Here is a 21971-nt window from a genome sequence, read left to right as displayed (position 1 = left end):
TTGTAAAGGGGGGAAACCGGAAAAATTAGTTCCCTCCCCTTACAAAGGGGAGGGTTAGGGTGGGGTAAGAACCTGATATTGTCCTAAAACAAATAAACATTTTTATGTTATGAATCACCAGAACTTTCTCGCTTTCATCACATCCTCAATATTCATGGTGGGATTAAGTTTAGGTTGTCGTTCTCATGCAACCACTACAACCGTTATTCCCGTCCTTCAACCCGCTGCCAATGGTAATTTTGCTCCAAATGCTATTCAAGGGCAGAATACCCCTTTAAAGCTGGCTGCTAAGGTGTTTAATGTCCAAGACTCTTTTGTTTTAAAAGGTTTTGATGCTGTAGCCTATTTTCAACAAGGAAAAGCCATTCCAGGTAATGATAATTTCACCTATAAATGGCAGGATGTAAATTGGCGATTTTCCACAGCCGAAAACCGCAACTTATTTATTAAAAATCCTGAAAAATACGCTCCTCAATATGGAGGATTTTGTGCTTGGGCTGTCAGTAGAGGATATACTGCACCTATTGACCCTAATGCGTGGAAAATTGTGGCGGGTAAGCTGTACTTAAATGCTAATTTGGACACTCAAAAACGCTGGGAAAAGGACATTCCTGGAAATATTCAAAAAGCTGATCAAAATTGGCCTGGTATAGCTGGGAAAATTCGCCGTTAATAATTAGCAAGAAAGACCTTCATTTAAGTAGGGTGTGTTAGCGACAGCGTAACGCACCCTACAATACTAGGTTTTTAGGTGTAGTGTATCTATATGCCTATTTAATCAATTATTTCTGTATCAGGTAATACTATTTTTTCTATAAAACCACAAATCAATCTGACAAAAATTGAGAATGATAATAATACTATATTGCTTACACTCCACTAACCCCCGCTTACAGGTAATGAAATCCCCAAAGCCTAATAAATCGGTTGTTTATTTTTTGATAATAAATACTTATAATCTTGTGTAATGCTTATGGGTTATAGTCTAGAGAAGAGAAAATAATAAGGTAAATGTGAGGTACATGATGTGTCTGCCAAGGACTGAATCGGCAAACCCGGCAAAAATCGGCAGGTGACCAGTTAGTGCATTTGTACTAAAGGTGTAACTATCGTAACTACTAAGCCAATCATTATTTTTTCTCCAACCAACGCGATCGCCTAGCTTTGTAAAAGTATCCCAGTCAGGTTCTCCATCTAACTTGCCTCCCAAGTCCAGCCAAATTTGCTTTTGTACAGAAAAGCCAAATTTACCATTGCTATATTTTACCCATAATTGATCCATTTTTCGCAATTCCTGTCTGGGAAAATTTTTCACATCTTCAAGTCTTAACCATCCTTCCTGTTCTCGTTTAGTTAACTTTTTCATCAATTCCCAAGTTTCTAAATCTGCATCTCGCCATTTTTCTGCTTTTAACAATGCTTCTAATCTCTGAAATATGACAGGTGTAGGTTCATTTGTAGGACTAGGATTATTAGGAGGGGTATTAGTTTGGGTATTATCTTGAATATTACTAATTAAATTGGGGAATTTCTCCGTCGGTATTCCCTGAACTCCATCTCTTGCTAACGCTGATTCACTTCTGCCAAATTCAGCCTTACCATAAATACCAATTACTTCCCCCTGGTCGTTTAATATTGGTCCCCCACTCATCCCCGGTCTTGGACTTCCACTCAAAAATAAATCATATCCCAGATTTTCTCCCCTTCCTCTAGCTGTGATTTGGGCTGTAATGAAGAAGTAAATTCGCTGTTGACTATTAGAACTAGAAGGAATAGGAAATCCAGAATTATATACCGTTGCACCTTCTTTAACTGTCTGAGAATCAGCAATTTTAGCAATGGGATAATTTTTAGAACTGGTAAATCTAACTAAGGCTAAATCCAATTTTCCCAGAGTTTGGGCGCTTTTTTCCATGGGGTATTTTTGCCCATCATGGGTGATAAGCTCATAAATACCATATCCCGCTTTTTTAACCACATGATTGGCTGTTAGCACAGTGTAGGTATTACCATCTTTGGCAATAATTACTCCTGAACCTTTACCATCTAATCCACCAATCATCACGGTGATTTGTTTAGCGATATCATTAACTTGTACAGAAGTTAAGGCAGATACGGGTTGGTATTGTACTAAAGCTAGGGTTGTTGTCCCTAGAATTACTCCTAATCCCTGGGAAAATTTCATAGTTCTTTGTCTGTTATAATACTATTTTTTATATACTATTTTTTATAATACCCTTTCTTTGTACTTCACGCAAAGATGCAAAGTTTTAAAAGCTTGATTTAGATTTAGACAGCCAGCCAGGGAATAAATTCCCTGTCTGAAAGCTCAAGTCGGTTAAAACCGACTGGGGATTTGATTGGGGTTCGCTCAATAGTAATGCACGTTAAAACCGACTGGGGATTTGATTGGGTTCGCTCAATAGTAATGCACCATGATCAAGGATTATGGGTAAAATGAGATTCATTTAGGTAGGGTGTGTTAGCGACAGCGTAACGCACCATTATCAATGATTCTTATACATTTGAATATATCTAATAATTTATTCAAATCATTTTTCAGCAAAAAAGCACAAGTACCCTATATTCTCAATAATCTTGAGAATTTTCTCAATAAGCTGATGAAAAAAGTTAATTTCAGGGCTTGAAATTCTCAACTATTTTTTGTACAATTTTTTTAGATAAAATCTGCTTGGGCTTTTTTTTAGGAAAAGAAAAAACCTTAATTATCGTCAATGGGTTTTCAAGAAATATTATACTAGTACACTACGGCGTAAATAAACCAACCATGATAAATCTCCCAAAAGCCTATACTGTATTCGTTTTGACTTTTGACTTTTGACTTTTGACTTCCGCCCTGCGGTGCTAGTATCTTCAAATCTGATCAAGGTTGTGGATGTAGTGGGTAATTTATGAATTACCCATAACCGATGAATTACTATTGTGCCGAAAATCTCGCTAATAACTCTTCACGAGATGATTGTAGAAGTAAAGGAGTAAATTCTTCTCTACTCATGGCAATCAGGGGGTTAATAATTCTTGTCAATTCGGCATCAACTTCACCAAAACGCACTTGCAGAATACTCTCAATCATAGCGCGTCTTTCTCTTTCTACACCAGTCCTAAGTCCTTCCTGTTGTCCTTCTTGTCGTCCTTCTTGTCGTCCTTCTTGTCTTCCTTCCTGTCTTCCTTCCTGGAGTCCTTCCTGGAGTCCTTGTTTTCTCAGTTCTTCTAATTGTTGTTGATACATTTGGGATAATTTCATAATTAACTCCTGATCATCTTGATCAATATCTTGTTCTTGACGCTGACGTGCCGATAACACAGCAATTAGGTTATGTACTAATTCTATGACATCTGCCAGAAATGGATTGTTATTTGTCAGTGTTTCTAATTCTTCCACCGCTTGTCTTTGTACTTTTCCCCTACCTAATATCCGCAAAAACAGGGTTTCGGGTGTACTGGGTAATTGATGAATACTCACAATGACGGTTTTAAATCCTTTACCAAAAAAGTAAATCCCCTTACTCCAGTTTTCTTCATCCAAACTAGCATTAAAGCTATCGAGGATTTCTACTGATACCGTAGGAGTCAAAATCCACAAATTAGCTAATTCGGATTCATTTATTCGCGTATCATTGCGTTTAGCTTGACGTTCAACCTGGGCATGAATGTCAAATAATTTACCCATGCAACTGCGGATTTCACTTCTACTCACAGCATTGCGAAATGGTTCAAATACCGCATAATTAGCCGCCATTTTCCCTAATACGCCTAGTGTTGCTAGGTTGGTGGGTGGGGATGAGGGGATAAATAATACGTCAATCTGTCTGACTTCTGCGGTGATGTCTTTACTGGTTTCTACTTGTCCATAAGGTGTTAATAGTTCTGTTAGATATTGTTTGGCAAATTGATCATGTATAAAGCGAGTCATTTATTTTGACTTTGATTAGTAGATATGGGTTATAGCAACTAAGTTGTTACACAGCACTGTTTTTTATAATACTATTTTTACATTCACTGTTTCTATCTCCAGCAAAACGCAGAAATTAAAATTCACTTACTGATGTCATCACAAACTCAAACTCATTGTAACTATTCCTATCATATTACAGTTCGCTGTAACAATAGAGAATTTCGCTTAACCCGTTTAGAATGTCGTCAAATATTTCTATATGTGATTAAAAAAGCCATAGAGAAATATGATTTTAAACTCTATAGTGTCTGTATTATGAGTAATCATATTCATTATTTAATTGAACCACAAAAGGCAGAAGAAATACCCAAAATAATGCACTATATTAACTGGTATTCTGCTATGTGTTTTAATCGAATGTTAAACAGAACTGGACATTTTTGGGAGAAAAGATACCATAGTACAAGTTTTTCTAACAATGATATAACCAGAGCCTTAAATACTAAGTAGGTTAGCATTAAAAATTGTCGTTATGGCAAGGCAAGAGGCAAGAGGCAAAAGGCAAGATTGAAGAGGGTTTGGGCGATTTTACTTTTCTTTACACAGATTGGTTTTATTCTGTTCACCTACTTATCAGATATATTCATGCTAATCCCCAAGCCGCCGGTATGCAAAATGGTTTTTTCTATGATTTTAGTAATTATGGAGTTTATGAAAGGTTAGGTGATGATGGAATTACCACTTGGCACCCTGCTTTTTTAGCTTTAGGAGAAGATTTAGAGGAATGTAGTCGCAAATATAAAAAATTTTGTCATCAATATAAATCCCAAGAGAAAAAAGTTAAGAAGTTTTATTGGGGGAATAAATTATTACCTAAATTAACAAATAAAAAAAAGAATGGCCATAAAAATCAGAAAAAAAGTCAACAAAAGCAAACAGATGAAGATGCTAAAAGATTATATGAAGTTTGGCAAGAAAATAATCCTGAAATAGTCAAGATTGCGGAAAAGTTTATCTTTGCTAATTGTTACAATCCTCATCATGTTGGGGAGTTTTTGCAAAATTATTCTTATTATTGACAACCTATAAACTAGGTTTTTTAGGTGTTGTCTTATGCCTATTTAATCAATCATTTCTGTATTAGGTAATACTTTATCTATTTTTTGTAGGTCGGGTTAAGCAACAGCGCAACCCGACGTTTATGTTGGGTTTTGTACCTCAACCCAACCTACAAGCCCGCTTAAGAGGCGACGCTCATGTTGGATTTTGTACCTCAACCCAACCTACAAATTTACTACAGGTATACTACAAACTGCCTGGTAATGAAATCCCCAAAGCCTAATAAATCGGTTGTTTATTTTTTGATAAGAAATACTTATAATCTTGTGTAACGCTTATGGGTTATAGTCTAGAGAAGAGAAAAGAGTAACCTCCCACCTAACCTCAACCTCCAAAACCACTCCCCCAATCCCAAAACCATAACCTCCCACCCGCAAAGCCCCCGGCAGGGGCAGGTGTCCCGGTAGTGCATTTGTACTAAAGGTGTAACTATCGTAACTCCAAAGCCAATCATTATTTTTTCTCCAACCAACGCGATCGCCTAACTTCCTAAAAGTATCGAAGTCGGTTTCTCCATCTAACTTGCCTCCCAAGTCCAGCCAAATTTGCTTTTGTACAGAAAAGCCAAATTTACCATTGCTATATTTTACCCATAATTGATCCATTTTTCGCAATTCCTGTCTGGGAAAATTTTTCACATCTTCAAGTCTTAACCATCCTTCCTGTTCTCGTTTAGTTAACTTTTTCATCAATTCCCAAGTTTCTAAATCTGCATCTCGCCATTTTCCTGCTTTTAACAATGATTCTAATTTCTGAAATATGACAGGTGTAGGTTCATTTGTAGGACTAATATTATTACGAGGGGTATTAGCTTGGTTATTATTTTGAATATTACTAATTAAATTGGGGAATTTTTCCGTCGGGATTCCCTGAACTCCTACAATTTCAGTTCTTTGAACACCTTGAATTATAATAGATTGGGTTTCTGCCTTACCGTGAATAGCAATTAGAAGACCTTCTTCATTTAATACTGGACCTCCACTCATCCCCGGTAAAGCTGATCCATTATAGGATAATTCATACCCTTCTTGATTTTGACTCCTGCCTGTTATATCGGCTCGTATAAAACGATAATTACGCGGTTGATTTGCGGTTTCAGCCGGAAACCCTGCATAATATACCGTAGATCCTTCTTTAACTGTCCGAGAATCAGCAATTTTAGCAAGGGGATAATTTTTGGAACTGGTAAATTTGACTAAAGCTAAATCCAATTTTCCCAGAGTTTGAGCGCTTTCCATGGAGTATTTTTGCCCATCATGGGTGATAAGCTCATAAATACCATATCCCGCTTTTTTAACCACATGATTGGCTGTCAGCACAGTATAGGTATTACCATTTTTGGCAATAATTACTCCTGAACCTTTACCATCTAATCCTCCAATCATGACGGTGATTGGTTTAGCAATATCATTAACTTGTACAGAAGTTAAGGCTGATACGGGTTGGTATTGTACTAAAGCTAGGGTTGTTGTCCCTAGAATTACTCCTAATCCCTGGGAAAATTTCATAGTTCTTTGTCTGTTATAATACTATTTTTTATATACTATTTTTTATAATACCCTTTCTTTGTACTTCACGCCAAGATGTAAGGTTTTAAAAGCTTGATTTAGATTTAGACAGCCAGACAGCCAGGGAATAAATTCCCTGTCTGAAAGCTCAAGTCGGTTAAAACCGACTGGGGATTTGATTAGACATCTCCGGTAATTAAATGTGCGTGGTTTGAAACCCTTGTAGAGACGTTCTATATAACGTCTCTACATTCATTTTCACCAGAGGTCTATTGGGTTCGCTCAATAGTAATACACCATGATCAAGGATTATGGGTAAAATGAGATTCATTTAGGTAGGGTGTGTTAGCGACAGCGTAACGCACCATTATCAATGATTCTTATACATCTGAATATATCTAATAATTTATTCAAATCATTTTTCGGCAAAAAAGCACAAGTACCCTATATTCTCAATAATCTTGAGAATTTTCTTAATAAGCTGATGAAAAAAGTTAATTTCAGGGCTTGAAATTCTCAACTATTTTTTGTACAATTTTTTTAGGTAAAATCTGCTTGGGCTTTTTTGAGAAAAAGACTTACAGCAGATTTAAACTTGTTTATATATTCTATTTTTTGTCTCACGCAAAATTACAAGCATCAGTAATTGCCTTTAGCAATCAATAATTGCTTGACTGTTTCTAAGGGAATACCCCAACTATATTGACTTATTTGTTCTCGCTGTGCGTCCGTTGGGTAAGAACCATCTTCAAAAACATAAGGATCACCCCAAATTGGGTTAGCATGAAGTCCATTAATTCCCACTAATTCCCCCGCGCCATTTAATAGGGGTCCGCCACTCATCCCTTTTTCTACATCATTGGTAAAGCCAATTTGGTATCCTCCCTCTAGGGCTTTATCTAGCACCAGTTGAATTTTACCGGGTTTAATCACAAACCCCCCAGATTTGCTTTTGCTATTTTTGAGGGGAAAACCTGCGGACATTACCCAAGCTCCAATGGCAGCTTGTTGATTTGATTTGGTAGCAATCCTGTATTCTGAGTCAGCTACAAATTCTAATAAGGCTAAATCTAAACCATTTCCCCTCAGTTGTTTTTTCCGCACCACAGAGTTAGCACGGTGAATTTTTCCGTCGGGAGTTTGAATAGAATAGGGAGCTTCACCGGGTTGTAAAACGTGATTATTGGTAATTACTCCATAGGTTGAGGTTAATTTATCTTGATAAAATAGTACACCAGAACCTAATGAGCGATCGCGCTTTTCTCTAGGGCTACTCAGAATCTTAACTGTAATTAAACGGGCTTCTTGTTCAAGTTGAATTTGTTCCTGTCCAGACCACAAATTAACCATTGAAAAAGGGGGTTTTTGAACTGACGACACTGGAGTTGCCAAAGGCAAAACAGAACCAGCTAGTGCAAAAACAGTGACCATTCCTATCCGCCAACTCATGATTTCCCCCCATCATCTCAAATTTACCAGATCGGCTCACTTTTACCGTTGATCACCTGATCAATGTCAACGCTGGCAGTGCCATCACGGTTGATTGTTGGTTTAATGTGTCCTTCTTGGTCGCCACTGAGGTAAACAGCCTCCCCACTTGCGGCAACACGGGTATTCAATAGTTGTTCGAGAACTTGCTTAGGGTCACGATCCTTTGTCATGGTCAGTAAAACATTTTTCTTATCACAAGCTCCCTGATTAGTTCCTAAACCACAGATAACATATTGACCGTTAACTGTTCCCGTTTTCAGGATTTTCAGTTCACCTTTATTTTGCAGTTTCTGGAAACGATCTGATACCTCTTGACAACGTTTTTGAGGTGTCCATGTACCACTAATCTGACTTGTGTTTGTCCACACAATTAAGGGGACACTACCTCTGGTTGGGTGACGAACCACGGTTACTGGATAGTTATTACTCAAACCACAACTAAATTGAGGGCTTTGAGCTTGGCTGGGTTGATTACTGGCTAAAGTAACACTCAAGGCTAAAGCCAGACCAGTTAAGGGTGCTGATAGGTTATTTTTCATAAGAATACCCGGTAAGTGGGAAACTCAGACACTTCAGTGCTGAGAGGGAAACGACTCGTGCGGTTTTAACCGCATTGAATCTTGTTTCATAAAACCTCGCGGTATGCGGGAAACTCAGTGGCTTGGCTCCCAAAAGAGGGAAGCGACACGAGTGAATTTATTCACTGTGGTATTTAAATGCTGATTTTTGAATGGATATAATCCCGGGAACCAGCAAACCCGTTCAAGTCCCCTCGCCCAACTAATCCAAAATGTCTTGTCTTTAACCAACGACTTAACAAACAGTCTTGCAGATAATCCGAACTGGGGAAGTATTCGGAAGTGCGTATCAGGATTAGTCTCAATGGGCTAGTCGCTGCTTGCGTTGTAAAGTTTGTTCTTTACAAGCTCAATCCCTTTAGGGTTGAGTCAGTGACAACTAAAGCCATAAGAAATCAGGTTATTAAGAAGGTTACAAAAAGCTGGTGATTTGAGTCAATCCTATGTTAATATAACTAGTGTCTAAATGTCAACTGATAAGGTATATTACCAGGCCGTACATCATATAACTAAAGTAGACTGCAAACGAAAAGACCTAATTATTGTTTGTTCTACATCTTTAAGAAAGGGATCATAGAGTTTTTCCTCGGCTCGATAGGTGAGGATATAAACTTTTGAATCACGAATAGTCCAAACTTCCATGACTTTAAACCTGAAGTTACCGATTTGCTCTTGACCTGTATAAACTATTTGATATCCCTCTCGATTGTCTATTTTTATTGGTTGTTGTTCGAGAATTTGGACGTTTCTAACGGATTTTTTAATTTGTTCGATAGCAGCCTGATTATACTCTGATAAAGTCTGAGATTTTTGTATATCTTCAATACGGATAAATAGCCCTACTTCGAGATTCAGACTAGAAGTATTAGGGAATATTTTGGCAATAGTTCCCCCGGTTAACGGACTATATTCTTGTTTTTCAGCCTTCCAGTCTTGAGGATATTTGATCTCAATTCCAAATTGTTGATCTGCAAATAGTTTACCAGGAATGGTTTTAATACTTCCTTGGGAGTTTTGAATTTGATAGCGATACAAAGTTATGAAAACCCCAGTAACGGTCAAAATAATTGCTGTTATCAATAAAACTTTAATAAATTGAGGTTGGGAAGCAGGGATAACTTTTGTCTTATCACCATTATTTGTACGCGGACTGAATCCCGGTGGTTTATCATCAGGTTTATTCAGAGCTTCCATTACTTCCCGTGCTGACTGGAATCTATAATAAGGATCTTCTTGGAGCATACGCCTTAATATCTTACCTAAATGTTCGCTAATATAGGGATATTTTTGCCAATTCCAAAGATTATTAATGTCACGAGAATCGTCTGGAAATTCACCTGTTAATAATTGCACACAAGAAGCAGCTAAAGCATATAAATCACTGGAATAATCAACTTTTTCCTTTTTGATTTGTTCTGGGGGAGCATAGGAAATAGTTCCAAACACTATAGATTTTTCTGTGGTGGAAATATCACCTTTAATTACTTGTTTAACTGCTCCAAAGTCAATTAAATAGAATTTGTTATCTTCTGCATTGGAGCGCACAATATTGCTAGGTTTAATATCCCGGTGAATAACATTGTGATTATGGATAAAGTCCAAACCAGGTAAAATATTATTTAATAGAGTCAAAACTTTTGCTTCTGAAAAACGTCCTTGTTGTTCCAGTTCTTTACTTAGATCTTCACCTTCGATATATTGTTGAACTAAATAATTAAACTCTTGTGGAGTATTTAATTGAGGGTCAGTTACAGTTAAGGAAAAATAATCATACAAGCAAGGAATGTTACCGCTTCTATCCCCTAAATCTTCCAAAACCTGAGCCTCTCTTTCAAAGGCTTTTTTAATCGCTGCAACTATTTCAGAAGAATAATGATTATCAATTCGTAATCGCTTGATCACACAGTGGCGCTGAGTAAGCGTATCTAAATCAATAGCTAAAAAAGTGTCCCCAAAACTTCCTCCTCCTAAAGGCCTGAGAAGTTGGTATCTTCCTTTGTTTCCAGCTAAAATCGGGAGTTGTCCTTGAATCTCATTCATTTTCTTTCACCTGGGTTGCTGCACCTTAATCTGACACCTCAAGAATTATAATAGCGGTACTTGTGAACACTTTTCCAGTTTAGAGAACTACACAAAAAAGATGATCCAATTTTGTGGGATGGGCATCTTGCCCGTCCTTATATTATTAGCGGGCAAGATGCCCGCACCACAAGAAATTTTGGGATATTTTTTTAATTGGAAGTCTCTTAGTAAAATAACGGCAATTAGCGATCGCTACTAGACAAACAAAGTCCATTTACGTGGAATAACGTAAATATAAAGAAGCATTAAATGTAATCAAATTACCGATTTAATAATTTTATCTCCTATTCGTACTAGGAATCAAAATCCCATGTCGAGGACTAAACAACAAAGCCAACGTAAACAAAGCAGAAACTACTAACACAATCGCCGGACCAGAAGGTAAATTATAAAAGTAACTGAGATACATTCCACTAATACTAGAAATCACCCCAATTACCGCCCCTAAAATCATCACTTCATGCAACCGCTTTACTAATAAATAAGCAGTTGCACCAGGAGTGATTAAAAGTGATAATACTAAAATTACTCCCACAGCTTTCATACTGGCAACAATAGTTAAAGCAATTAACAACATTAAACCAAAGTTTAAGCGATTAACTGGTAAACCAGCAGCTTGTGCGCCCAAAGGATCAAAAGTGTAAAATAACAGTTCTTTATATAATAGGAAAACTACTATTAAAACAATAGCTGCAATAATAGCTGTATCTCTTACTTCGTCCGCTGTCACCCCTAAAATGTTACCAAAAAGAAAATGATTCAAATCTATTTTATTATCTTTTTGAATGACTGTGATTAAGGTGACACCAAGGGCAAAAAAGGCAGAAAAAACTATGCCCATAGCGGCATCTTCTTTAATGGGGGAACGTGTTTTAATTAAGGCGATCGCCATTGTACTCAAAACACCAGCAATAAACGCTCCTACAAAGATATTAGCACCGATCATGAAGGCGATCGCTAGTCCTGGTAATACTGAATGGCTAATAGCATCACCCAGCAATGCCAGGCGTTGTACCATTAAATAGCTACCGACTATGGCACACAATAAGCCTACTAATATGGCGATAATTAAGGAACGCTGCATGAAGCCATATTGCAACGGTTCTATTAGTGCTTGAAGCATAAATGAAAATGAACCACGAAGGAGCGAAGGACACGAAGGAAGAGAAGATATAGCGGTATTTATTTGTATGAAATAAATAAATCATAGTCCCCTCCTCGCTTGCGGGGAGGGGGTTGGGGGTGGGGTTCTTATTATGCTGCGTCGGAAAAGTACATGACTTTACCGCTATAGGCGCGATGTAAGTTTTCTTCTGTTAAGACTTTTTGGCGTGAACCTGTGGCGATTAATTCACAGTTTAGTAAGATTAAATCATCAAAATGGGTGATGGATTCGCCTAAATCATGATTAACTACTAAGACGATTTTATTCGCTTTTGCTAGTTCTTGAAAGACTTTAAATATGATGGCTTGGGTTTTTTGATCTATCCCTACAAAGGGTTCATCAAAACAGAAAATATCCGCTTCTTGAGTTAAAGCTCTGGCTAAAAATACCCGTTGTTGTTGTCCTCCTGAAAGTTCACCAATGGGACGATTTTTTAATTCTTCTATTCCCACTCTTGCTAATGCTGCTTTTGCTACTTGACGGCTAACTGTGGAGAAACTACGTAACCATCCTGTCTTTTTAACACGTCCCATCATCACTACATCCCATACTGTAGCGGGGTAATTCCAGTCAATTTGGCTACGTTGTGGCACATAAGCAACTTTCTCTAGTTGCTGCATTAAAGGCTGATTTTCGTATAAAACTTGACCGCTACTCATGGGAACTAATCCCAAAATAGCTTTCATTAATGTACTTTTACCCGCACCATTAGGCCCAAAAATCCCTGTGATTTTTCCTGGTTTAATTATGCAATTAACATCTCTAAGTGCTTCTTGAGCGCGGTAATGTACGCCTACATGAGTAATATTAATTGCTGTTGAGGATTTCATATCAATTGGTTTGACAACTTGCGTCGGTATATCTACTTGATTTTTAGGAGATAGGCTAAATTTTTGGTAAAAAGAAACGTTTTGCATAACCCTAGTTAAAATACTTATTTTTGAGCTTATCATAAAAATGAGAGAAATATGAGAATATCTATAATTAGAAGTAATCAGTAAGATAAATGAAACTAATGCTTAATACAATGTATGACTTATTACTGAAACCCCTCTCCAAACCTCTCCCCTGTGAGGAGAGAGGCTTTTATTCTTACTCCCCTTCCCTCGCAGGGAAGGGGTTGGGGGTTAGGTTTTCTTTACTTAATCGCCTTTGTCTAGGAATGTTGTTATCTTTGTCCTTAATTGGTTGTACTCCCAACAGTCAACCCCAGGGAAATACTCAGCCGCAGGTTGTAGCAACGAGTACCATTATTGCTGATTTGGCTGAAGAGGTGGGAGGAGAAAAAGTACAAATTACGGGTATTCTCAAACCAGGTGCAGACCCTCACGTTTACGAACCTGTCCCCGCAGATAGTCGGGTTTTGGAAAAAGCTAATTTGATTTTATATAACGGTTACAATTTAGAACCGGGACTGATTAAGTTAATGAATGCGACTGGAGGGAAAGCAAAAAAAATCCCTGTGGGGGAAGTTGTTAAATCTTTAAAGTTAGATAAAGGTAAAGGGCAAATTGTTCCAGACCCTCACGTTTGGGGAAGTGCAGAAAATGTTATATCTATGGTGAAAGCAATCCGAGATAGTTTAATTGAATTGTCACCAGAGGATAAAAATAAATTTACCCAAAATGCCCAAAAGCTAATTGATGAATTACAGCAATTACATATTTGGATTATTCAACAAATCCAAACTATTCCCCCAGATAAACGTAAATTAATTACTACCCATGATGCTTTTCAATATTATGGCAATGCTTATAAAATAGCAATTGCCGGAACTTTAATTGGCATTAGTACGGAAGAACAACCCAGCGCCCAAACCGTGAAAAAGTTAGTAGAATCAGTCAAACAAATTGGCGTTCCCGCAATATTTGCGGAAACGACAATTAACCCAGCTTTAATTAAAACAGTAGCCGAAGAAGCAGGGGTAAAATTAGCGCCAACTCCACTTTATTCTGATTCTATTGGGGCAAAAGGGAGTAATGGTGATACTTATATAAAAATGATGGAGGCAAATACCCGCGCTATTGTTGAAGCCTTGGGGGGGAAATATACGCCTTTTCAATTAAATAAGAGAACTCCACAAAAAAGATGAACTGCTTGCAGCAGCGCTAGTTCCCTCCGGGACGCTTTCGCGAACGCTATCCAATTTTGTGGGATGGGCATCTTGCCCGTCCCTGTTTACCCATTACCTAATTAACAAACCTGTTTACGAGTTGCTTCTGTGTCAATGGGTTTAATTAGAAAGACCTTGAACATATACCAAAAAATCATCAAAGTGAAGGAAATTTTTTGGAAAAATTTCACAATTCTCCAATCATTGACATCTTTGAGATCAATTATTTTCTGATTGTAGACAGCGCATTGTTCTAAATACCAGAAGAAGTAAGGATGATTGGTATCTAAAATAATCGGAAATGCTTTGGCTGCGGTTCTGTTGGTTTCCTCAATTACCTGATTATTGTATTTGCGAGGGTGCATACCTAATATTTCATAGAAATTTCCTCTTTCAAATACTGTCATACTGTGGGTAGCAAATACAGTTATCAAGAAAAACCGCACCCATAACCGAGATTTCCAATTATTCCATAATTTAGGTTGAGAACGTAACAAAGCTTTGAAAAAATCACCGTGTCTATTCTCATCTTGACACCAGCTTTCAAACTTCCGAAATAAAGGATAAAACTGGTATTCTGGATTTTTTTCCATGTGACGATATACCAAAATATAACGCCAATAACCTATTTTTTCCGATAGATAAACTGTGTAAATAACCCACTCTATGGGGAAAAATGTATAGGTACGATTTTTAGTGAGATAACTCAAGTCAAGGGAAAGGTTAAAATCTGCCATTGACTTATTCAAAAATCCCGCATGACGGGCTTCGTCTCGTGCTAAATAAGCAAATGCTTCTGATAGCAAAGGCTGACTATCCTTGAGCCGACGAGATAATTCTTTAAACAGTAAAAACCCGGAGAATTCCGAAGTACAAGAACGTTCTAAAAAATCAATAAAAGCAAGTCGTTTTTCACCAACAATGTGATCCCAACCTTGCTTAAATTCATCATCTCGCACAAAGTGATGACGGTTATAATCTGCCTTGAGTTCCTCAATTATAGCCCTTAATTCAGGTTCATTTTCAGAAATATCCATTTTTGCCACTGTATCAAAGTCAGTGGTATAAAAACGGGGTGTTAATAATGTTTCTTGAACTGGTGCTTTTACGCCTGATTTCGATAACTCCACAGAGGGGTTATCCAACGAATTGACCATAAGTAGTCCCTTTACCATTATATGCCTTAAAATTATATAAGCATAATTATTTGTTATTAGTCATCAGTTAAACTATTGAAACTAATTATTACAAAATTACTGAATTATCTATCATTTTCGTATAGTTAAAATACCTATTCACTAACCAAATGTATTTATGAAACCATAAATAAATATGAATGGATTTATAGTTATACAAAGAATAAGAGTTAAATAATTTTAGGAGTCGTAAAAACAGCCGGAATCTGCATCGGTAGTAATTTGTGCTGGAAAATTATGCAGAATCCATATCCTCCTAGAATAGCAATTTTTTCTGATGATGTCGGCTATGAACTGATAAACAAGCCGATGAAATTTGCAAACCCTGACACGTAAACAAGAAGGAAGTAATAATGAGTAACGATTTAGCGATGAAACTGCGTGTAGGAACACAACAGGCACATACAGATTCAGAAAATCTTGGCTTCATGAAATGTTTTGTGCAAGGAGTTGTGGATAGGGATTGTTTTATTCAGTTGTTGAGAAATTTCTATTTTGTTTACAGTGAACTAGAAGTAGCAATTGAGAAACATAAACAGCATCCTGTTATTAGTTTGATTTATTTTCCTGAACTAAATCGCCAATCTTCCCTAGAACAAGATATGTTATTCTATTATGGGAGTCAGTGGCACAAACGCATCAATCCTTCACCCGCTGCTCAAGCTTATATTGCGCGTATCAACCAAATTTCCGAACATGAACCTGCACTATTGTTAGCTCATTCCTATACTCGTTATTTGGGTGATCTTTCTGGTGGACAAATGCTACAAAAAATTGCTCAATCAGCCTTAAAACTTTCTGGACATGAAGGAACTTCCTTTTACAATTTTCAGCAAATTCCAGACAAGCAAGCTTTTAAGGAAAAATATCGTCAAGCATTAGATAAAGTCTCAGTTGATGATACAACCACTGACAAAATTGTGGCAGAAGCTAACCATGCTTTCAAACTCAATATGCAGATACTTAAAGAGCTAGAAGGTATTCTAATCGAAGCTCTTGGCCGCGCCACTTACAATGATTTAGTTTAAGTCTCCGCATAACTTACAAAAATATAATTCATCACCCAATTAACCTTGGCAATGATGAATTATATAAAAATCCCAAACAAGAAGTAAACATCTATTCATTCTCTTCCTCTGTGTTCTCTGTGCCTCTGTGGTTCGTTAAAAATAATGCTAACTACAAACAAATAGAATAAATATATTCTATTTGCTAAATCCTAAATTACAACATTAAATTGGGAAAATTAATTGTTTCCCAACTACACAGAAATATACTCACATTTATTGGAGGCTGTAATGGTTTTTCTACTACCTGGTGTTAAGTTTGATTTTGATCTAATTCAAAAGTATGATACTCGCGCTCCTAGATATACGAGTTATCCTCCAGCAACAGAATTAAGCGAAGCTTTCACCGCAACAGATTTCCAAGCGGCAATTACTGCTTCTAATCAACGAAAAACTCCCCTATCTTTGTACTTCCATATTCCTTTTTGCCAAAGTGCTTGTTATTTCTGCGGTTGTAACACCGTGATTACCAATAACAAGAATATGGCTATACCATATCTGGAACATTTGGAACAGGAAATCAAAAATACCGCAGCTTTAATTGACAATAACCGCGAGGTTCTGCAAATTCATTGGGGTGGAGGTACACCAAATTATTTAGAACTTGATCAAGTAGAATTTCTCTGGAAAAATATTACCCGTAATTTCCATATTGCTGAAAATGCCGAAGTTTCTATTGAAATTAATCCCCGTTATGTAGATAGAGACTATATCTTATTTCTGAGAGATATTGGCTTTAACCGGATTAGTTTTGGGATTCAAGATTTTAACCCAGAAGTCCAAAAAGCAGTGAATCGGATTCAACCAGAAGCACTACTTTATGATGTCATGGATTGGATTAAAGAAGCTAAATTTGATAGTGTCAATGTAGACTTAATTTATGGCTTACCTTATCAAACTTTGGCAACTTTCCGGGAAACATTACACAAGACAATGGCGTTAGATGCTGATAGAATTGTCGTCTTTAATTTTGCTTATGTTCCCTGGATTAAACCTGTCCAAAAAATGATTCCCCAAGCAGCATTACCGGGAGCAGAAGAAAAGTTAGATATTCTCAAAATGACAATTGAGGAATTAACTAATAACGAGTATTTGTTTATTGGAATGGATCATTTTGCTAAAAATAACAATGAATTAGCAATAGCACAACGTCAAGGCACACTCAAACGTAATTTCCAAGGTTATACTACCCACGCAGAAACGGAATTATTTGGTTTTGGGGCTACATCTATTAGTATGTTAGAAGATGCCTATGCTCAAAATCACAAGGAATTAAAGGATTATTACAAAGCCGTTGCGAGTGGTGTGATTCCTACCAGTAAAGGCATTAAACTAACTCAAGATGACATTATTAGACGGGATGTAATTATGTCCATAATGTCACACTTTCATCTCAATAAATCAGAGATTGAGCAAAAATATCATATCAATTTTGATAAATATTTTGGCTATGAACTCAAAGAATTAGCACCACTACAAGCCGACGGATTAGTCAATGTCTTAATAAATGAAATCCATATTACTGATATTGGTAGATTGCTAGTCAGAAATATTGCGGTTCTTTTCGATACTCATACAAGAACAAGAGAGACAAAATTCTCCCGTTCTATTTAATGACAATTGGTATGTAGTGATGATTAATGGGGAGAGCAAAACTACATACCTTTTGATTCATCCGGTTTATGTCATTAGATAGAAATAAATAACATTAAGCCTTGATAGATTTGACATAACTGAGTCAAATTTTTGAGGAAATCCATGAATATTATTACTTGGATAATTTTGGGACTGTTAGCTGGTGTAATCGCCAAATCAATCTATCCTGGTTATCAAGGTGGGGGAATGATATCCACCATGATATTAGGTATTGTTGGTGCTTTTATCGGTGGTACTTTATTTACCCTCCTTCGGACGGGGACTTTACAACTCACATCTGCATCTTTAAGTATTCCTGGGGTAATAGTGGCAGTAATTGGGGCAATTATTGCCATTTATTTATGGGGATTATGGCAAAGAAGCAGCAGAGTATAAGTTACTAATAGTTAGCTATTGATATAGCATTAATTAAACTCATTTTCATAAGAACTTCCGTAGGTTGGGTTGACGTAAGGAAACCCAACATTATTGTGATTATAGATTAGATTGTTTCTGGGTCAATATTTAATTCTCGCAATTTTGCTGCTAAACGTTCTGCGGTTTCTTCTGCTGTAGATACTAACTTTCCTTCTGGTGTGAAATACCGTAATAAACCCTCATAAATTCCCAAATATAAACCTAATTGTTGACTCCATAAATGTCCTTTTTCATTTGCTTCTAAAGGTTGATATTCTCCATCTAATAAATGAAACCCTGCAAATTCTAAGGTATAAGGATCAAACCAAAAATAATCCGGTGTGCGAAAAGTATTTTGATAAAGTTCTTTTTTATATTCTCTATCTGTATTAGCTGTAGTTGGTGAGAGAATTTCTAAAATTACATTGGGATATTTACCGTCTTCATTCCAAACTACCCAACTTTTCCGAGTTTTGCGTTCTGTTCCCAACACCACAAAAAAATCAGGACCTCGGAAAAATTCTGATTTTTTCTGATTAGGACTATAGTAAATGGTGAGATTTCCCGCAGCATAGAAATCTCTTCTATCTTTCCACAACCATTCTAGACATTTGAAAAGGAGAATTATTTGTCTTAGATGTAGTTCTGTTTCCACGGGAGGTTCATCACTATATAAATCATTGGGAGGAAAAATCACATCTTGAGAGATGTTTTCTTTAAGTTCTAATTCTTGAGTAATCATCATAATATGACACCAAGTAGTTATTTATTAATTATAACATTAATTGTCTGATAGCGTAGCGTGGCGCAAGCCATATCAGGATTTACAGGATTAAAAGATTAACAGGATGTGATATTCATTAATCCTGAACATCCTCAAATCCTGGGTATCCTGATTCAGACAGTTTCAAAATTCATTGTCTGAATCAGGATTTACAGGATTTAAGGATTAACAGGATGTTCTATTTATTAATCTTGGTTATTCTGATTCTGATAATTTAAAATTCATTGTCTGAATCAGGATTTACAGGATTTAAAGATTAACAGGATGTGATATTTATTAATCTTGGCTATTCTGATTCTGATAATTTCAAATTCATTGTCTGAATCAGGATTTACAGGATTTAAGGATTAACAGGATATTCTATTCATTAATCTTGGCTATTCTGATTCTGATAATTTCAAATTAATTGTCTGAATCAGGATTTAGAGGATTTAAGGATTAACAGGATGTTGTATTTATTAATCCTGTTCGCGTAGCGTGGCGTTAGCCATAAATCCTAAAATCCTGGATATCCTGATTCAAACATTTTCAAATTAATTGTCTGAATCAGGATTTAGAGGATTTAAAGATTAACAGGATGTTCTATTCATTAATCCTGAAAATCCTAAAATCCTGGACATCCTGATTCAGACAATATTATATTCATTAATCCTGAAAATCCTCAAATCCTGGACATCCTGATTCAGACAATATTATATTCATTAATCCTGAAAATCCTCAAATCCTGGACATCCTGATTCAGACAATATTATATCCCACATTCCGCACCCTTGACTGTCACAAACGGTGATTACGGAGGTAAATTGATGAAGAAGGAGTAAAAGAATACATTGATATATAAAAAAACAAATTTTAGATAGGAAAATTGATTCAGATGTATTCTCAATAAGAAGCAATAAAGAATAAGGGTGGTTTCTGGCAAAAAATATAATATAATTTTATTGTTAGTCTATCAAGACTTAATCATAACTTATATCCTTCTAGAAATAAACTTAAAAATAGCATTAAAACTTAAACTCATTAATAAAATTAATGAGTCAAATTGTATAATTAAACTATTAATAATGTTGATAAATCAACTTATATATCTGTAGTAATTACGGCAAGCTTCTGGGAGAAATAGAAGAATGTACTTCATTTCAGATGTTAAGTTATAAAAGTCTGTTTTTTGTTGAAAAGTAACAAGATGAACTGATTGAAAACATTGAAATATCCACCGCATTGTTGGATTGTTGATGGCTTTGCCCAATTGATTTTTTACAGTATAGTTTAAGGATTTTAAAGCAGCCCTAATTTCTCTTTGTGCTAGAGTATAAACTAGCAGACATAACCCCATTATCATTGCTAATGCCTCTATTCTTTCTGGGCTTTTCAGGAAAATACTATCTGCTAAAAATAAAGGATTTTTGAGAAAACTAAATCCTCGTTCACAGGATTGCTGTGCTTTATATTCAGACAGCATTTTCTCTTTACTCAGTTCTTTTTCTGATAAAACATTTGTGGCAATTATAAACCTTCCTGCACTTAATACTTCTTGGTCAATAGCATCTTTATTTTCAGCAACTGTTGCTAAGATTTGATAGTATTTTGATTGATTTTCTTCTTTGATGTTAGGACTTTTTTCGATAACTTCGATATTTTCTACTTGATGATATTTAAATTCTTTACTTATTTTGATTAATTCTTTTCTAGCATCAGCAGCACAAGCAAATTTTTCTTGCGATAGGTTTTTTAACTTAGTTTGAGTATTAGTCAAAGCTTTTTCTATTTTCTTTGATAATTTCTTTAAGTCAGATTTTTTTCTATCTTGACTTTGCACAACTAACCATCTTTGTTCTATATCTCCATAAGTTATTTTCTTTTCGGCATAAGAATATCCTACTTTTTCACTTTTAACAAATTCCGATTCTGCTAAACTCATCACTAAGTTTTTTGCTGATTTTATCGTTAAGGGTACTCTGGTTAACCATTTGAGACTCGACATTAACTTGATATTTGATTCTGTATATAATGCGCTATCTGCTACTATCAAACTATCAACTTGTATTCTTTTCTGATATTCAACTGCGATTTCTCCAAATTTTTTAGAATCAACTTCATTCCCTGATACTGCTTTTATATATATTGGTATATCTCCATCTCCTGAACATACTAATTGTGTAATAAATTGTTTTAAATCTGGACGATGATCTCTTGAATAACCATAGGTCAGCTTTATCGCTTGAGGTGATTGACTCTCTTCATTTTCTTTTTCCAATGAACCTGATTCTTTTTGATTTTTAAATATTACTGATGGTAAACTATTTTCATATTCTCCATCTACATGAAATGATGTCGAATCCAAGTGTGATGATGAAAGTGATATCTGATATATTTTTACCGCATTTAAACTGACTGCTAAAAATGTTGTATCTAGTCCTTTTATAAATAATTTATCTAATACTCTTCCCAGCTTATCATCGTTGAAATATTCTGGTTTTGCTCCTGCACCAATTAAGTGTTCACAAGCGATTAATTCAAAGAATTTTGGGAACATATATAAAGGCTGTGACATCATGCTTAATCCATTTAAAATCATCGCCTTTACTACCTGACCCGCACTGACTTTTTCTTCTGGTTCTGACCCTAGTAAATTATTAATTATTTCTACTATCCCAATTGAATCTACTATTCCTGCTACTATTCCTAAATGGTCAATCTTCTTCAATTCAAGGTCTTTTATATTCAACATGACAACAGAAACTCCACAAAAGTATCTGTTTTGTATTTTCTCATTTTTCTGTTGAGTCAACACATTTTTTTAGTTTTTTCATTGTCATTGAGGATAAACCTTTCAATGATTTTAAACTAAGTTTTCTATCAAAATAACCTAAGAACCAATAATTTCGTACTTAGTCGTG

General features: G+C 36.0%; 17 protein-coding genes and 1 pseudogene. 7 read left to right on the top strand and 11 right to left on the bottom strand.

Going from position 1 to position 21971, the window contains the following annotated elements; all coding sequences use genetic code 11:
- Positions 1-109: 109 nt before the first annotated feature.
- Positions 110-673 (top strand): hypothetical protein, encoded by a 564-nt coding sequence (locus tag EZY12_11435; protein QSX70120.1) that lies wholly within the window; start codon positions 110-112, stop codon positions 671-673.
- A gap of 312 nt (positions 674-985) precedes the next feature.
- Here the strand turns inward: EZY12_11435 and EZY12_11430 are convergent, their stop codons facing one another.
- Entirely contained in the window at positions 986-2185 is a 1200-nt protein-coding gene (locus EZY12_11430) for a GUN4 domain-containing protein (protein QSX70119.1), read from the bottom strand.
- Positions 2186-2938: 753 nt separating this feature from the next.
- Positions 2939-3934 carry a hypothetical protein gene (locus EZY12_11425; GenBank protein QSX70118.1) on the bottom strand — a complete coding sequence of 332 codons (996 nt, stop codon included), beginning with the start codon at positions 3932-3934 and terminating at the stop codon, positions 2939-2941.
- A gap of 132 nt (positions 3935-4066) precedes the next feature.
- On the opposite strand from EZY12_11425, the pseudogene EZY12_11420 reads away from it, so the two are divergent.
- Both EZY12_11420 and EZY12_11415 read left to right on the top strand, forming a co-directional pair.
- Positions 4067-4420: pseudogene (locus EZY12_11420) on the top strand (transposase).
- 20 nt (positions 4421-4440) lie between these two features.
- A complete protein-coding gene (locus EZY12_11415) occupies positions 4441-4995 on the top strand; it encodes a hypothetical protein (GenBank protein QSX70117.1) in 555 nt (184 codons plus the stop codon).
- A gap of 315 nt (positions 4996-5310) precedes the next feature.
- Here EZY12_11415 and EZY12_11410 read toward each other — a convergent pair whose 3' ends face one another.
- The 6 genes from EZY12_11410 to EZY12_11385 all read right to left on the bottom strand — a co-directional run bounded on the left by EZY12_11410 (position 5311) and on the right by EZY12_11385 (position 12776).
- Complete coding sequence (locus tag EZY12_11410) at positions 5311-6543, bottom strand: GUN4 domain-containing protein (protein QSX70116.1); 1233 nt, start codon at positions 6541-6543, stop codon at positions 5311-5313.
- Positions 6544-7182: 639 nt separating this feature from the next.
- Entirely contained in the window at positions 7183-7992 is an 810-nt protein-coding gene (locus EZY12_11405; protein QSX70115.1) for a trypsin-like peptidase domain-containing protein, read from the bottom strand.
- Between the two features lie 23 nt (positions 7993-8015).
- A complete protein-coding gene (locus tag EZY12_11400; protein QSX70114.1) occupies positions 8016-8573 on the bottom strand; it encodes a COP23 domain-containing protein in 558 nt (185 codons plus the stop codon).
- Between the two features lie 540 nt (positions 8574-9113).
- On the bottom strand, positions 9114-10652 hold the full coding sequence (locus tag EZY12_11395) for a protein kinase (GenBank protein QSX70113.1): 1539 nt from the start codon (positions 10650-10652) through the stop codon (positions 9114-9116).
- Positions 10653-10971: 319 nt separating this feature from the next.
- Positions 10972-11817 (bottom strand): metal ABC transporter permease, encoded by an 846-nt coding sequence (locus EZY12_11390; GenBank protein QSX70112.1) that lies wholly within the window; start codon positions 11815-11817, stop codon positions 10972-10974.
- 131 nt (positions 11818-11948) lie between these two features.
- Entirely contained in the window at positions 11949-12776 is an 828-nt protein-coding gene (locus EZY12_11385; GenBank protein ID QSX70111.1) for a metal ABC transporter ATP-binding protein, read from the bottom strand.
- 203 nt (positions 12777-12979) lie between these two features.
- Between EZY12_11385 and EZY12_11380 the strand changes: the two genes are divergently transcribed.
- A complete protein-coding gene (locus EZY12_11380) occupies positions 12980-13951 on the top strand; it encodes a zinc ABC transporter substrate-binding protein (protein QSX70634.1) in 972 nt (323 codons plus the stop codon).
- Positions 13952-14052: 101 nt separating this feature from the next.
- Here EZY12_11380 and acsF read toward each other — a convergent pair whose 3' ends face one another.
- Positions 14053-15129, bottom strand: a complete 1077-nt coding sequence (gene acsF, locus EZY12_11375; GenBank protein ID QSX70110.1) for a magnesium-protoporphyrin IX monomethyl ester (oxidative) cyclase — start codon at positions 15127-15129, stop codon at positions 14053-14055.
- Between the two features lie 392 nt (positions 15130-15521).
- On the opposite strand from acsF, the gene EZY12_11370 reads away from it, so the two are divergent.
- The 3 genes from EZY12_11370 to EZY12_11360 all read left to right on the top strand — a co-directional run bounded on the left by EZY12_11370 (position 15522) and on the right by EZY12_11360 (position 18266).
- Positions 15522-16196: a heme oxygenase (biliverdin-producing) gene (locus tag EZY12_11370; GenBank protein ID QSX70109.1), complete on the top strand. Its 675-nt coding sequence runs from the start codon at positions 15522-15524 to the stop codon at positions 16194-16196.
- Between the two features lie 270 nt (positions 16197-16466).
- Positions 16467-17849 carry an oxygen-independent coproporphyrinogen III oxidase gene (gene hemN / locus EZY12_11365; protein ID QSX70108.1) on the top strand — a complete coding sequence of 461 codons (1383 nt, stop codon included), beginning with the start codon at positions 16467-16469 and terminating at the stop codon, positions 17847-17849.
- Between the two features lie 144 nt (positions 17850-17993).
- The gene (locus tag EZY12_11360; GenBank protein QSX70107.1) at positions 17994-18266 is read left to right on the top strand and encodes a GlsB/YeaQ/YmgE family stress response membrane protein; all 273 of its coding nucleotides are present in this window, start codon (positions 17994-17996) and stop codon (positions 18264-18266) included.
- A 106-nt stretch (positions 18267-18372) separates the two neighbouring features.
- Here EZY12_11360 and EZY12_11355 read toward each other — a convergent pair whose 3' ends face one another.
- Together EZY12_11355 and EZY12_11350 are read right to left on the bottom strand one after the other, a co-directional pair.
- Positions 18373-19032: a Uma2 family endonuclease gene (locus tag EZY12_11355; GenBank protein ID QSX70106.1), complete on the bottom strand. Its 660-nt coding sequence runs from the start codon at positions 19030-19032 to the stop codon at positions 18373-18375.
- Between the two features lie 1114 nt (positions 19033-20146).
- Positions 20147-21802 carry an IS1634 family transposase gene (locus EZY12_11350; protein QSX70633.1) on the bottom strand — a complete coding sequence of 552 codons (1656 nt, stop codon included), beginning with the start codon at positions 21800-21802 and terminating at the stop codon, positions 20147-20149.
- Between the last annotated feature and the right edge of the window lie 169 nt (positions 21803-21971).

Origin of the sequence: Dolichospermum sp. DET69, assembly GCA_017355425.1 — a bacterium.
In the GTDB taxonomy this organism is placed as follows: Bacteria; Cyanobacteriota; Cyanobacteriia; order Cyanobacteriales; family Nostocaceae; genus Dolichospermum.
This window is presented reverse-complemented; position numbering and strand designations above follow the sequence as displayed.